Raw genomic sequence first — 13,483 nt, forward strand, 5'->3', positions numbered from 1 at the left:
TATGGCTGACGCTGCTCAATACCTGCCAGGTCGGCAGGGACAGAAAACCCGCATGTCCGAACCCTCTCGACATCCAACTGCCCCCAGGATCTGTCACCAGCAGGAGGCTGGCAATCATGGTAATCAGAGTTGTTTTTTGCATGGCCGGCTGCTCCTGATACTGGTATGATCCTGAATGCAGATAATTTTGTCCTGTCAAGACTGCGAAAGACATGCCATCTGCTGACAGGACCTGGGTTGCCAATCAAATCAGTCTTCAACTATCTGAAATGCCAGTTAAATATTCTATACTGTGGGAAATGGTATTGGGCCGGTTTCGAAGAGCTGCGCTACGCCTGATATGTCAATCAGATTGACGAAAAGTAGGAAATTGCGAAGAAAGGCATGTATAACAGCATGTTAGAGAAGTGTAAACTAAGTTGCCACAAGGTGGCAACAAGCTTGACAGCAGGCTGTCAGAGGTTGTATCTCTGTATTTTTTTTATAAGGCCATAGCGGCTCAACCCAAGATCTCTGGCAACCCTGGTCTTGTTGCCCCTGTACTTCTCAAGTCTATCTTTCAAGACAGATTTTTCCAGCTCTGTGACCATCTCTTTCAGAGTACCGTCCAATCTGACCTCGAGTTCCTCTGTCCTTCCTCTCATGGTTATCTTCTCAGAAAGATGAGATGGTTCGATAAACTGGCTGGTACCAGCCATGGCTATCGCCCTTTCGATTTCATTTTCGAGCTCTCTCACATTGCCTGGAAAATTGTACCTGCTCAGGCATTCGATAGCCTTGCGGCTGAGCCCTCTCACTGGCTTTTTTGTCTTTTTTCTGAACTGCTTGACAAAGTGCGCCGCCAGCAAAGGAATGTCTTCTTTTCTCTCTCTCAGCGGCGGCAGCTCAATGGTAAAGACACAGAGGCGGTAGAGGAGATCTTCTCTGAATCTGCCAGCCTTCACCTCTTCAGCAAGATCCTGATTGCTTGCAGAAATGATCCTTACATCCACCTTCTTGCTTCGCTCGGAGCCGAGCGGCTTGATCTCCCCTTCCTGCAGCACCCTGAGCAGGCTCATCTGCATGGCCGGCGAGGTGTCGCCCACCTCGTCCAGGAAAACTGTACCCCCGTGCGCCATTTCAAAGAGTCCCTTCTTATCCTTGAACGCTCCGGTAAAGGCCCCTTTCTTCTGGCCAAAAAGTTCGCTTGCCAACAACGTATCCGGAATTCCCCCACAATTCTGACTGACAAATGGTTTGTCACGCCGCGGGCCATTGTAGTGAATCGTGCGGGCCACCAGTTCTTTGCCGGTTCCGGTCTCCCCATAAATATGAACAGTGATGGCCGAATCTACTACCTTTTCGCACAGTTTGAACACCTCAATCATCTTCTGACTGTTGCCGATAATCTGACTGAAGCGATGTCGTCGCTCCACCTCGCGTCGGAGGTAGACCACCTCGTTTCTGGTTCTCCTGATCAACTCATCCTTTCCCTTATCTATCAGCTGCAGCTGCTTGTAGGCCTCGTTCAACTGGGAACACATCCTGGCATTATCCAGGGCCATGGCAATGATGGGGGCAAGGGTGACAAGGAAATTGAGATCTGCGTTGTCGAAATGTCCTAGTCTCTTGTTTATTACCTCCAGTACGCCTATGGTTTCCACCTTGGTCTTGAGCGGTACTGCCACCATTGATCTCGTCCGGAATTTAGTAGCGGAGTCCACTTTACTATAATGACGGTAGTCTTTTTCCACATCGAGAATTATCTCAGGTCGGCCGCTGGCAAATACGCTGCCGGCAATGCCATGATTTGCCGGGAAACGCATCTCCTCAAGCTTATCTGCTCTTTCAGGAATGTCACTTGACCAGCGAAATACCAGTTCGTCCCTCTGGTCATCATAGAGGATGACAGAGGCAGTCTCTGCATTCATTACCTCTGTTATCTGTTTGATTATATGGAGGATCAGATCGTTCACATTCAAGTATTGATAAAGCGATTGGCTGATCTTCCAGAGAGATTGCAATTCTTCATGCTCGCGCCTGTGGTCAGACTTTTTAGAGCTTTTCTGTTTACCGCTGCTCATCACTTCACTCTCCCGGCCTTTCAACAATCAGAGATCTTTCCAGCAAATGCAGAATTCCACCCGCATCACTTCCAACGAGCTTCCAGAGAGACGACTTCAGGGCAATCTGCTACTCTCATCTATACTGTCCGGGGAGAAAGTCTGCAAGGGCATTTTTTCATGGAAACCTCTCAGGCGTAAAGGAGAGGGAGAAATATAAATCACGAAGTGTGACTGGGGAAATAATTGACACTCCCCCGGCAGGAGCCGGGGGTATCTCTCGCTTGCAAGTTCATGAGCCCTCTGGGCTGCCGCTGCATCTGCAGACAGGAGTCTGGAGTTCTGTGCGGCTGAAACAAAAAAGGCACCTCGCCTGCTTCAGCGAGATGCCTTCTCAGCTATTGTTCAGTAAAATTAGATCTTCTTGACGTTCTGAGCGGCGGGGCCTTTGGTCCCCTGCCCTACTTCAAAACTCACCCGGTCACCTTCTGAGAGAGTCTTGAATCCAGGCATGTCGATGGCTGAGTGGTGCACGAATATGTCCCCTCCCCCATCTTGCTCGATAAAACCATAGCCCTTCTGATCACTGAACCATTTGACTGTTCCTTCTGCCATAGCGCAGACCTCCTTAAATAAATCTATGTTCCAAGTTCCAGCAGGCCGCCACTGTGGCAAAGGAACCAATCCTTGTAAAGCCTTACTGACTTGCGAACCTCGATTGAACTTATAATACAGAGAAAAAATCTGGTCAAGTGGAAAGCACCTATAATTTTCCGCATCTTTTACAAAAAAATACGCTTCACCAAAAAAGGGAGTCTAGCCTGCCTCAGCCACTAAGCTTCAACAGCTTTCAGTAGGTCTGGCCCAGGAGAAGGTAAAAGGCGCCAAGGACCTGCCAACTCTTGAAATTGCAATGGCCGTAACCCGGAACCGGCAGCACCGTGAGGTTCTGGCTGCGGCCTACCTTTTCCACCAATTTTTTGTACTCTTTCTCGTGCCAGTAGGGAACAGCTGGATCCCTGAGATTGTGAAGCATTATTTTTTGAAGGAAAGAAAGTGTCAATACTAATCCACGATCACAGGACCTCGAATATTCTCCCATTGTGGGTCTCGACTTGGTCTGCATGCTCATGTATGCTAGCAAATCAACAAGCTAATGACCAGCCGCCCAGACATTGCAAACGGGCCAGCGCACTTCCCTCTAGACTCAAAACAAAAAAGGAACAGGCCATGAAAAGACTTGTCATAGTTCTCCTTTTCACCTCACTCATATCTGGCTGCGATCTTGGCGTCAGAGAGAACCTCAAAGACCTGACCCTGCACAGTCCTGTTCTGCTTGATTCCTGGGCAACGCAGAAGGTCAAACCGGGTCAGGTCTGGAAAGTATTTCTGGCAGGCGAAGATCAGGATGGCGACATGCGCCTCATTGTGTCAGCAATTGCGCCGCGCAACAGGCAGGTTCTCAATTATGAATCCACTTTCTTGCGCGGTAATAACAGGAAGGCTTTTTCCGGCTACCTTTATGCTAGCACGCCGGCGTCCTTTTCGCTGAATGGTGAGAGGTTTGTGGTCAGCTTCTTCATTCGAGACGCCTCCGGGCGCAAGAGCAATCCCGTGAGCTTCTGGATAGATTTTGTGCAAGAGGAGACAGGATATGAGTTGCCGGAAAAATGGCGCAGCGCCGCAAACAATCGGTTGGGCGGAATCTTTGGTGATTATCTCAACAACTACGTAAGAAGATTGAAATTTCCCAGGAGGTAGATGTACAACGTCTAATCAAGATGGCAGACCTGCCATCTTCCCGCCTAGAATGCGCAGCATTCTGAACAACGGGTATACGCGTTCTCAATGGACGGCAACAATCTCTGTGCCTGGATTATGGGTAATATGGAGAATATGGCGAAGACATATAATAGTCAGGCACTGGATGACGGTAAGGATAGTATTGGTAAGGTGATAACGGATTGTAGCGATAGCAGGGGTCATAGGGACGGCAGGGCCAGAAAGGGCGACGGTAATAGTGCCTTTTCAGCCAGAATCTCTCCAGGTCCGCCCAGCGGCGGCTCTCAACTTCCTGCTGTCTTCTCCTCTCCCTGTCCACATAACGCTGATAGATACCTTCAGCAGATGTCCGCGGCAACCCCTGCTCCCACGGAGTCAGACCGCCGGCAGCTCTACATTCTTTTTCAACCACTGCCTCCATTTCAGCCAGTCTCTGAATGAGCTGATGACTTTTCCCCTCTTTCTCTTTCAACTCCGTTTCTGTCTTTTCGATATTTTCGTCAGACCATGACAAAATATGGCCGAGTACACTCCTCGCTTCTCTGAGAGGCGCAGTTTCGGAATCATTCAGACGAAAGGTGCCGTCAGAATTTATCTTGCCTCCATCCTCTGGAATTCGGGCATTGAGAGTCATCCTTTCTTCAATACTGAGGCTGCCCTTTTCTGCTAGAATTCTGTTGGCCTCGTCCAAAACGCTCACCGTGGCCTTTGTCTGCCAACGAAGGTCTCTAAGTCTTTCAAGTTCCTGGCGCAGGAAGGCAACTTCGGCATTTGTCGAAGACCACTCCTGTTCAGCAGCAAGGTAATCGTTCCTGGCCCGAGAACAGGGATCTGCAGAGCGTGTACTTGCAGCCACACTCAAGCAGGGCAGTGCTGCAACGTTGAAAAAGACAATTACAGAAACAAGCATCAGTGGCTGCTTGAAAATATTCATTTATGCTCCCTGTCATTGTGCGCCAGGCATACGGCATTTATACTTCTTGGCACCCTTGTTCCACTCAACGTAACCGCCCACATCAAAAACCTGCCCGGCCACTGTCGCCTTCACTCCTGGATAGACGGCAGTAGGACTGTTCACATCAAAAATATTGCTCATCATCCCACAGAGGGCGCGTTGGGCCTCGTCCTGGCTGTTATAGGGGCCTGCAACCTTCTTCTTTTTGCTCTTCTCCAGATACTCCCTGGTCATCTGGCTCAAATTCAGATGACACCAGACGCCAACTGCTTCACACTGGTGCCAGAAATACCACTTGCTTTCATCTGCAGCTTTGTTGTTTCCTTCTGATCCACTTAATGACCCTCCGTACATCTTCTTGTCTTTTTCTGACATCTCGGAGATGTCAAACATCTCCTCCTGCCAGTCCCCACTTCTTGTCTTCTGCTGTCCCTCTGATGAAGACGTCGACCCTGGTTTTGCATTTTTGTTTGCGTTCACTGAAGGCTTCTTCTTATCTCGGTGTTTTCTTCCTCGCCTCTGTCGCCCCTTTTGACGCTCAGATTCCTCCATCTCCTGCAGGCCCCTGTTTACCTTTTGCCTCATTTTTCCATACGTTCCACGGCCTTGGTCCTCATGACCTTCACCGTAGAAAGTTCGATCGTTATCCCGACGCCTGAAGGACTCCACTTCCCCGCTTCTCCTGCGCTCCCTCTCAGCATAAAGTTTCTGGAAATCTCTTGTACCTTTTGCACCAACGTCCATAACAGGAACACAGGCACCGCTCTCCCCGCGGCTGTAACCGGTCACGCACATACAGGCTCCGGAATCGGCCCGCATCTCGTTAGGTCCGCACACAGGAACACACGTGCCCTTGAATAGTTCAAATCCCGAGTCGCAAACACAAACTCCACTCCCATTCCTGCTCTGGTTAGCACCACATACAGGCAGGCACTTTCCTGAAACAGGTTCATATCCAGATTTGCAGACACATACCCCCTGCGCATTAGGTTCTTCATTTGGACCGCAGACGGCCTTTTTTTCTTTTCTCGTTGCCCCCTGTTCCTCCTGTTTTTGCGTTTGTTGCTCAGCTGATTTCGCTTTGATTTCATCCAGTCTCTTGTTAAGCAGTGCCATTTGATACTCGATCCGTCGTCTTTCTTCTGGATCGCCACTTTTTTTCCATCGAGCATCAAGGTCTCTGAGCCTTTGACCAATCGCATACTTTCTCTCTTCTTCGTCACTCCCCTGTTGCTTTTTCAGCCACGCGTCGAAAATCTGTTCCTTTGCCTTCTTATATTCTGGAGACTCGGCAATGATGGCGCCCACTGGATCCACTGGACTTGCCTTTGCCCTCATCCGGCGAGCGTGTTGCACACTGTTCTGGATCTCTGTCTGCCTCTTGACTATCTCCTTTTGGGCTATCTGAAGCTGTTTTTTTGCACTGCCAACCAGCTTCTTTAATTCTTCACCCGCCACATACCCTGTTTCGGCCATACCTCGAGCAGTTTTAGCTGCCCCATAGGTGAATTCCTGGACTTTGTCGAGCAACCGCTCAAGTCTGCGATCGTGGATACCAGCCTCTTTCATTTTACGTCTGACTTCCACAAGTTTGTTGTGCACTTTGGCCACCTCATCAAAATAGCCCTTTGCTTTCCTTATTATGTCTTTCTGCTTGTCTCCAATCTTGTTCTCAAGCTCAACCGCCTTTGCTACAAGGTGGCCAATTTTTCCATGAAAATCCTTGAAGGCCGAATTGATTTTACGGATTCTCTCCTGTATTCTCGTGGTACGCATGGTTTTTGAAATAGCGATTGGAATTATCTTTTTCTCCAGGTGCAGTCTTCCTTCCCTGCGAGCCAGAACCTCCAGAGTCTCTGCACGTTCATTAAAATACTGCTGAACGCGTTGCGCCTTTCGGTATCGGGCCATCATTTCCGATGCGGAGATTTCGTTGTCCTTGTACTGTTCGAGTGCTCTGTTCTTTATACTTCTTGCCCAGGCATCGCCTTTTTCCTTCTCCTGTTCGGCCCTCTTATTCAAAGCCGCCTCGTTTCTCTTTTTCCTGTCGATTTCCTTGGCAACCCCAATGACAGTGATGAGCGGTGTTGCTTTGTTGATCGCTCTTTCCACTCTTCTGCACACTCCATCCACCCATTTAAAAAGACGGCCCAGGCCGCCGCACACATCAGAAGGAGGGGAAAAGATTCCCAGGAGGACTATGACTGCAAGAAAAATAGAAAACTGCTTAAACTTTACTTTCCTCACTGAACCTTCCCTTTGTTATCGGATAAAACCACCGGCAGCGTCTCCACATACACAAGGTTTTCCTCAATAAAGCCGAGCAGGAGTTGATCTGAACCAATAATGCGGGCATCAGGAATGATCTCCTTTTCCAGCGACACCTCTCCGAAAGGGGTTTCCCCAATAATCTTCGACTTCACCTCCTCCATGTTCATGCCAGCCTCGAACTGATCAGGACTGTACATATTTGCAAGAAGGATCGTTGCCGAGGCCTCTGGCATCTCATCTGAATCTACGAGGATTCCATCAAGAAAATAAAACTGTACGCTCAAGCTGTAATAGCTCCAGGTCTCCATCCGGTGCCACTTGCCAGGAATGGAATCGTCTTCGAGCATCACTATGACGAAAGAGCCTGGCATGCCCAGCTCAGCCATCACGTCTATCCGGTCATCGATTTCTTCTCCAGCTGGGAGGCACAACGGTCGTGCAAGAACCAGACAGAACAGAACAAGAAAGAACAGACAGAGCAGCGGGCAAAGGCTTCGCCCCGATTCTTCTCTTTGCTTCCGTGCAGGAAAAAGCATGATACAGATCCTTGATTACGATAATCGATCTCAATCGAACCGGTATTACTTCAAAAGTCTCTGAAACTGCCTGCTGAATTCATTCCCAGTGATAATAATGTTCAGGGGTCCTGGTGCACAGATACTCCACGGCCTGCTCTATGCAGACCCTTATGGCCTTTTCCATAGGGGTGTTGCTGAAGGCCGACAGAGAAACCGGTACGGCTGAGCCGCCGCCGCCGAATTTGGTCCTCACGGCTGCATCGTAGTCTGAGGCCTTGCCTTCCACCCTGGTGGCCAGGAGAACTCTGCCGGTGACTGTGTCAATCGCGCGAAGATCTATGGCCATATGGGCATTTTTCACGCCGCCGCCAAAATTGAATGGAACTCCTGTGAAGGCAAAACCAACGCCAGCGCCTGAACTCTCCATCTCGAACTCGGTGACCACTCCGTACACTAGAATCTCGGCGCCCTCCAGATGACCTATCGGAGCTGCTGTAGGCCTCTTTACTCTGCCGCTGGCGCTCAGGTCCTGCTCCAACATGACATCCTGGATGGCCTGCCGTTCGAGGATAATGAAACGGTTGCTGTTGAACAGCGCTGTCAGCAGCATCTCTCGCAAACCATCGCCGATGACCGCTGTTGCCCCCGCCGCCTTCACCTGAAAGTCGCCCAGGGCGACTCTGGCCTTGGGGCCATCATACCTCTCCATCATGGCCTCCTGTACTGAAGGCCCCTGCATGTGAGTCACCTGAGCAGTGGGCTGGCCCGGCCCTGCACAGCCGGCACACAGCAAATACAGTACGAGTACAAACAAGATTAAGTGCTGTACCTTGTCTCGCTTTTCCATAGCCCCCCCTTGGTAAATGTCCCGAGACGTTGCGAATCCTCCTGTACCAGTAGCTTATTCAAAACTGCACAACGATACTGTCTTGGCACCATCCACGTGGTAAGAATAGGCTGCAATCTGCTCTTACAGTTCCGGGCCGGCTCAGATTTAGAGAGAACTCAGAAGGAAACAGGTTCAAGTGAACTTCAAACGAGACTCAAGGAACTACTGTCCAGTTAATTAGAGCAAAAAGATGTATTATCTCTAGCTGTTAGCAGCACTTTTGGTTTTAAAGTTGCAATAAAATATTAACCGTAGCTAAATTAACAATAAAACTACTATATTACCTAGTTGAGAAATACTAACGTCCTTATTTCGCTATAATATCACAAAATGCACTATTTCACAATGTAAAAATCACCAAAGTTAGTTGAAAACGACTACTCGAATCCCGACTATGATTGTATGATAAATTCTAGACTAAATTAGGCAATTTATGCTTAACAGTCCTTATAGCTAAATTAGATCTTATATAATATATCTCCCTATATAAAAATGGTTAATAGCTGTTAAAATCAAGCAGCCTAATTAGAATAAGCATATTAATTAATTTGTCACCTGAACTATTGTAATCTTTTGCAGCTAAAATCAAGGATCTATTTGCTCACTGTATAAGCCATTAGTATGATATACCTTGTGTAATAAACCATATATTTGCCATTTTAGCACTTTATTAGGGTATAATATATACAAACTAGGCAAAAACTAAGACCTTACTATTGGCAGTTACAATACTTAGGAAGGTATTGGTGAGAAAATAAGTGATAACTACAATACTTACGACACATTCTGCTATTCATTTGTTGTCAAGATCCTACCTATGCCAATCCTTTCAAATGAAAGAAGGCAAAACTGCAGGCAGTCTACCGATGGAGCCCGGCTGCCTCAAGCAGAAGCGTCCCCTGGAGAGTCTCCGCGCTTGATTTTCTCGATTACATCGTAAAACTCATGTGCCCGGAGCGTCTTGAACCGCAGGGCGATCCTGCCCGAGCAGTCCTCGTGAAAAATTGACGACTCGAATGACAGTTCAAGCCGATTTCTATTGATCAGCTTTGCATGAATTGCTGACAGTTTGCCATCCTCAAATTGCACGTTTATCAACCTCTGCCAATAGGCATAGGCAATCAGCCGTCGGCGCCTGATTGCCAGGAAGCCGGAAAAACCCGTCAGGCGATATTTGCAGCGCTTGCCCAGCGCCCGAAAATCCCTCGTTGTTATGCAGCCAGCAATGCCCTCATCACAAACCAGCACACCTTCTGCAGCAAGCACAGGACGCAATTCCTTGGGTATACGGCCAATTTTGAACAACCGGTAGAGAATCGTCTTTTTCATGGATTGCCTGGATTCTTCGCCTGGAGGGTAGCTAAAGTGTAATGCTGCTCATCTAACAGGTTCATGGCAACTGCTTCGGCAAGCTGGTTTGTCGGGCGAGGCGGTGCGGCCCGAGTCAGGGCGAAGTGGTCTGGCGGCATCTCCACGCTGCAACAAGTGGAGGTGCCCACCTGCTAAACAGCGCGGCCGTGAACCTGTCGGGGTCAGCGGTTCTTGCAGTCTTCCACATGGCTGACGCCAGCCAACATCGAAGAATTATTTCTTTGTTGTGACTGCGTTATAAACTATGGCGATTATGGCGCCGCCTATGGCGCCGTCGGCAAATCCCCATATGGCTCCAATGATGCCTCCTAGAAAGCTTGGTTTGAAGCCAATATAAATTGAGGACATTATTTCAACAAACTTCGTACACCAGCCGAATATGGAGGCCCATCCGGCAAACAGCATGCAGGTTGCCCACGAAACTCCAAGTCCGACTGCCAGCCCTTTCACACTTAGCTTCTCCATTGCCCCTGCTCATCTTCTAGGTTTTCATATGAGGTACAGGCAGGTCGCCTAGCACTACAGACTGCCAAGTAGCTGCAATGTTATGATACCAAATATGCTGTCCAAAACCCCGATGCAAGCCCAGTCGCCGGGTTGTGCTGGCCGCCGATTATTTTACAATCCTTCTATTGTCTGGTAATACTCCTTGAGAACGCGGATGGATTCCATTGTCGTTTGCAGCAAGATCCAGCTGAGAACCAGTATCCCTACAGTGAGTCCGATCTTCCATGCCGCAGACGTTCGTGGTCGCCACCAGATCAGTGGCAATGCCAGGGGTCCTACAAAACAAACTGCAAGCACTATAAAGGACTTGCGAAAATACCACGGCATCGTCTCCCCGGTAAAGCTCGGGCGCCGGGAAGCATTCAGGAACTCACCGCAGTGCTTGCACTTTATGGCTTCATCCTGAATTTCTTCGGCGCAGAAAGGGCACTTTTTCATTATTGTGTCTCTGACTAGAGTCCACCGAAGGCGCGGAGTTCTATCTGACAAAGGATTCATCCGGCAAAGGCCAGACCGTCGCCATTAGCCGAATCACTCAATTATGATCTATGACATGGAAGTCGCAAGCCTCTCCTGGGAACCAGAAAGCTATTTCAGGACTATCACCTTCTCTTTATAGTATCCGGGTTGTTTTTCTCTCCACTCGTATGACTCCTCCACCCATATCTTCTTTTCCGGATCCGTCTCGAATTTCCAGAGAGTGCCTGTCCAGATGCGCCTGGCACCGTATGCCCAGTAGCCGGGCACCTTCACCCGTTCCATTACCGGCGGCACCCATTCCCTAATTATCTTCACCCGGGGTTCGGCCGCACCCTTTGTGGAAGAACTATTGCTTATCTGCTGGTCTGCAGCTTCGGGTTTCTCTCTGGCAGAAGTGTCTTCTCTTACGTAATTACCTATATACAAGTAAGGAATGCCTGAGTAGAGGCAATAATTCGGACATAATGCCGGATGATAATGCCGATGATGGTACCGTGGACACCTGTAATGTTTGTCCCGGCGGTAGCTGAGGAAAGAGGGGTACTGCTTTTTGGAATAGTAAGGCCTGGAGCGCTGGCCTTTGCCGTGGTACTCCCTGCGATGAAATCTCCTGGATGCGTGGGATCTATAGCCGGAACCGTGATAAGGAGCTTTGGGACCTGTTCGCGCCGCAGACTTGTATCCAGCATGTCCGCTGGTATGGCCGTACCTTGCAGCAAAATGTCCCCGCCCCGCTTCGCCTGGAGCAGCAGCGGCAATCAGCAGTATACCCAGGGCGAAGGCCAGCAAGATTTTCGTCTGTCGGTTCATTTTCTTTTCTCCTCCTCCTGGATTTACGGGGTAGACAGGAGGAGCGTTGCGTTATTGCAGAAAACCACCATCCTCTCAGACAATAACTACGGAGATCCAGAAGTCGTGCAGATTGCAGAAACTGGTAGCGTAGAGCCTCGAGCCTTTGTCAACGTTCACCTCATAGGTGGATACAGGTTGATCCACAGGATAGAAAGTTTTAGCTCCGAGTACCTTACCATCATCAGTGACAAGGGTATGACGCACGATGTAGTGCTTCTCTGACATGGGATGTGGAGTGCTGATGGTCACCTTTTTGCCTTCCACTTTCACCTGAGGTGCATGGGTGGCAGCTTTCTTGGACCACTGCCCAGGGTTGTCCTTTGTGTAGATAACACCTTTGGGAAACTCGCTGCCACTGGCGCCAACCTTTGCCGTACTGCTGAGGACCATGCCGCCTGCCATCACGAGGGAGGTCTTGATGAAATCCCTTCTTCTCTGCATACTGGTCTCCTTTCATAAAACGAATCCTGGTTATGTTCAGATTTTCTCTGTTTCATCTTGACCTGTAAGACCTTCTTTTAACTGAAAAAGACTGAAGCGAGATGGTAGAAACCATCTATTATAATTATTAAAGATTGATAGCAAAATGAAAGTGCGACCTGACAACCAGTATTGATTGACAGAGTGTGACACGGGTTGCCTGCACGGCAATGAGTTGGTAGCTGAAGGCTTTAGCCTGCGTTGCCCTGTCCTGCTATCGATTCCCAAAATCAATTGCGCCATAGCACCATTTTGATAAAGGCCGCATGCGCAACCTGAAGATTGCGGCTACCGATCGTGCGGCGAGAAGGGATGCACTTTCATTTTGCTATCACCCTTAAAGCATAACATGCCAGGTCCGGGCAAGTAAGTGGTGCATTCTGGTTTCTTACCACAAAAGTCATGGATAACCCCACAAAGAATCCCTGCCAATCAGGGGGCATGTACCGGCGAGGGTGTTGGCAGGGAGAAAGAAGTATAGACAAAAGGGATTCTGACACTCACCCTTTTGTAAGGTTGGTCGCAGTTAAAAGGAATTTATTACGTAGAGTCAGCCTGCATCAGCAGCCTAGAGGCGGACGCGGTTTTTTCAAACACAACTCGGTCAACTCCTCAACCAGGGCGGTGCCGACGCACATGACTGTGTCGGCGCCGCCCCAGTATATCTTGACTGTGCCGTCATCCTCCGGTATGGCGCCGCAGGTAAAAACCACATTGTGGACGTAGCCGCTCACTTCCCACGGATCTTCTGGCTGGAGAATCCACTCGTCGGCCACCCCAAGAACTCTGGCAGGATCATCTGAATCATGCAGGGCAACACCCAGGCGATACACAGCACCATCCATGGTCTCGAATACCCCATGAAAAATGTGCAGCCAGCCTTTTGCCGTTTTGAAGGGCGGCGCCCCAGGTCCCACCTTCATTTCATCCCAGTGGTATGGCAAAGGCTTGATCACTACCCTCGAGTCGCCCCAGTGGCGCAGGTCTGGGGAATAAGATATCCAGATCGACCAGGGCAGCATCTGGGAATGAGGGCGGTCCAGCCGAAGGTAGCGTCCACGGAACTTCTGCGGAAAAAGCACCACGTTTCTGTAGTCAGCCTGGGTAATAAAGCCCAATCTCTCCACATCTTGAAAATCGACAGTTCGGGCCAGTCCAATGCGGACGCCATATCTGGAATAAGCGCTATAGGTGATCAGGTAGGCCCCATCCACGAAGGTAATCCGGGGATCTTCCACCCCAAATTCCTCATAGGGCGCCTCTGCCCCATTGGTCACAGGCAAGAGAAACGGTTGCGGCCTGACAGTGAAGTGAAAACCGTCATCACTTTCGGCTA

At 49.4% G+C, this 13,483-nt stretch carries 14 protein-coding genes; 1 reads left to right on the forward strand and 13 read right to left on the reverse strand.

What is annotated here, in order from left to right; genetic code table 11:
* Positions 1-455: 455 nt before the first annotated feature.
* The 3 genes from JRI89_13855 to JRI89_13865 all read right to left on the reverse strand — a co-directional run bounded on the left by JRI89_13855 (position 456) and on the right by JRI89_13865 (position 3,078).
* Positions 456-2,063, reverse strand: a complete 1,608-nt coding sequence (locus JRI89_13855) for a sigma 54-interacting transcriptional regulator (protein ID MBW2072324.1) — start codon at positions 2,061-2,063, stop codon at positions 456-458.
* Positions 2,064-2,456: 393 nt separating this feature from the next.
* The gene (locus tag JRI89_13860) at positions 2,457-2,657 is read right to left on the reverse strand and encodes a cold-shock protein (protein ID MBW2072325.1); all 201 of its coding nucleotides are present in this window, start codon (positions 2,655-2,657) and stop codon (positions 2,457-2,459) included.
* 235 nt (positions 2,658-2,892) lie between these two features.
* Positions 2,893-3,078, reverse strand: a complete 186-nt coding sequence (locus JRI89_13865; GenBank protein ID MBW2072326.1) for a hypothetical protein — start codon at positions 3,076-3,078, stop codon at positions 2,893-2,895.
* Between the two features lie 194 nt (positions 3,079-3,272).
* On the opposite strand from JRI89_13865, the gene JRI89_13870 reads away from it, so the two are divergent.
* The gene (locus JRI89_13870; GenBank protein MBW2072327.1) at positions 3,273-3,803 is read left to right on the forward strand and encodes a hypothetical protein; all 531 of its coding nucleotides are present in this window, start codon (positions 3,273-3,275) and stop codon (positions 3,801-3,803) included.
* A 115-nt stretch (positions 3,804-3,918) separates the two neighbouring features.
* On the opposite strand, the gene JRI89_13875 is transcribed toward JRI89_13870, so the two are convergent.
* The 10 genes from JRI89_13875 to JRI89_13920 all read right to left on the reverse strand — a co-directional run.
* Positions 3,919-4,758: a hypothetical protein gene (locus tag JRI89_13875; GenBank protein MBW2072328.1), complete on the reverse strand. Its 840-nt coding sequence runs from the start codon at positions 4,756-4,758 to the stop codon at positions 3,919-3,921.
* 12 nt (positions 4,759-4,770) lie between these two features.
* A complete protein-coding gene (locus JRI89_13880) occupies positions 4,771-7,026 on the reverse strand; it encodes a hypothetical protein (GenBank protein ID MBW2072329.1) in 2,256 nt (751 codons plus the stop codon).
* The gene (locus JRI89_13885; GenBank protein ID MBW2072330.1) at positions 7,023-7,436 is read right to left on the reverse strand and encodes a hypothetical protein; all 414 of its coding nucleotides are present in this window, start codon (positions 7,434-7,436) and stop codon (positions 7,023-7,025) included. The genes JRI89_13880 and JRI89_13885 overlap by 4 nt, the downstream gene beginning before the upstream one ends.
* 229 nt (positions 7,437-7,665) lie before the next feature.
* Complete coding sequence (locus tag JRI89_13890) at positions 7,666-8,415, reverse strand: hypothetical protein (GenBank protein ID MBW2072331.1); 750 nt, start codon at positions 8,413-8,415, stop codon at positions 7,666-7,668.
* A 924-nt stretch (positions 8,416-9,339) separates the two neighbouring features.
* Complete coding sequence (locus JRI89_13895; protein MBW2072332.1) at positions 9,340-9,786, reverse strand: hypothetical protein; 447 nt, start codon at positions 9,784-9,786, stop codon at positions 9,340-9,342.
* A 255-nt stretch (positions 9,787-10,041) separates the two neighbouring features.
* Entirely contained in the window at positions 10,042-10,293 is a 252-nt protein-coding gene (locus JRI89_13900) for a bacteriophage holin (GenBank protein ID MBW2072333.1), read from the reverse strand.
* A 153-nt stretch (positions 10,294-10,446) separates the two neighbouring features.
* Positions 10,447-10,773: a zinc ribbon domain-containing protein gene (locus tag JRI89_13905; GenBank protein MBW2072334.1), complete on the reverse strand. Its 327-nt coding sequence runs from the start codon at positions 10,771-10,773 to the stop codon at positions 10,447-10,449.
* A 150-nt stretch (positions 10,774-10,923) separates the two neighbouring features.
* A complete protein-coding gene (locus JRI89_13910) occupies positions 10,924-11,625 on the reverse strand; it encodes a hypothetical protein (GenBank protein ID MBW2072335.1) in 702 nt (233 codons plus the stop codon).
* Between the two features lie 75 nt (positions 11,626-11,700).
* The gene (locus JRI89_13915; protein ID MBW2072336.1) at positions 11,701-12,108 is read right to left on the reverse strand and encodes a desulfoferrodoxin; all 408 of its coding nucleotides are present in this window, start codon (positions 12,106-12,108) and stop codon (positions 11,701-11,703) included.
* Positions 12,109-12,707: 599 nt separating this feature from the next.
* Positions 12,708-13,483: glycoside hydrolase family 130 protein (locus JRI89_13920; GenBank protein MBW2072337.1), on the reverse strand; the 776-nt coding region annotated here is incomplete at its 5' end.

It is taken from the genome of Deltaproteobacteria bacterium (genome assembly GCA_019309045.1).
Classification (GTDB): Bacteria; Desulfobacterota; Syntrophobacteria; order BM002; family BM002; genus JAFDGZ01.

Excerpts from the sequence above, each read along its gene's own strand:
- JRI89_13855 (MBW2072324.1), bottom strand. The coding sequence starts at position 2,063 with ATGAGCAGCGGTAAACAGAAAAGCTCTAAAAAGTCTGACCACAGGCGC.
- JRI89_13860 (MBW2072325.1), bottom strand. The coding sequence starts at position 2,657 with ATGGCAGAAGGAACAGTCAAATGGTTCAGTGATCAGAAGGGCTATGGT.
- JRI89_13865 (MBW2072326.1), bottom strand. The coding sequence starts at position 3,078 with ATGCTTCACAATCTCAGGGATCCAGCTGTTCCCTACTGGCACGAGAAA.
- JRI89_13870 (MBW2072327.1), top strand. The coding sequence starts at position 3,273 with ATGAAAAGACTTGTCATAGTTCTCCTTTTCACCTCACTCATATCTGGC.
- JRI89_13875 (MBW2072328.1), bottom strand. The coding sequence starts at position 4,758 with ATGAATATTTTCAAGCAGCCACTGATGCTTGTTTCTGTAATTGTCTTT.
- JRI89_13885 (MBW2072330.1), bottom strand. The coding sequence starts at position 7,436 with ATGGCTGAGCTGGGCATGCCAGGCTCTTTCGTCATAGTGATGCTCGAA.
- JRI89_13890 (MBW2072331.1), bottom strand. The coding sequence starts at position 8,415 with ATGGAAAAGCGAGACAAGGTACAGCACTTAATCTTGTTTGTACTCGTA.
- JRI89_13895 (MBW2072332.1), bottom strand. The coding sequence starts at position 9,786 with ATGAAAAAGACGATTCTCTACCGGTTGTTCAAAATTGGCCGTATACCC.
- JRI89_13900 (MBW2072333.1), bottom strand. The coding sequence starts at position 10,293 with ATGGAGAAGCTAAGTGTGAAAGGGCTGGCAGTCGGACTTGGAGTTTCG.
- JRI89_13905 (MBW2072334.1), bottom strand. The coding sequence starts at position 10,773 with ATGAAAAAGTGCCCTTTCTGCGCCGAAGAAATTCAGGATGAAGCCATA.
- JRI89_13910 (MBW2072335.1), bottom strand. The coding sequence starts at position 11,625 with ATGAACCGACAGACGAAAATCTTGCTGGCCTTCGCCCTGGGTATACTG.
- JRI89_13915 (MBW2072336.1), bottom strand. The coding sequence starts at position 12,108 with ATGCAGAGAAGAAGGGATTTCATCAAGACCTCCCTCGTGATGGCAGGC.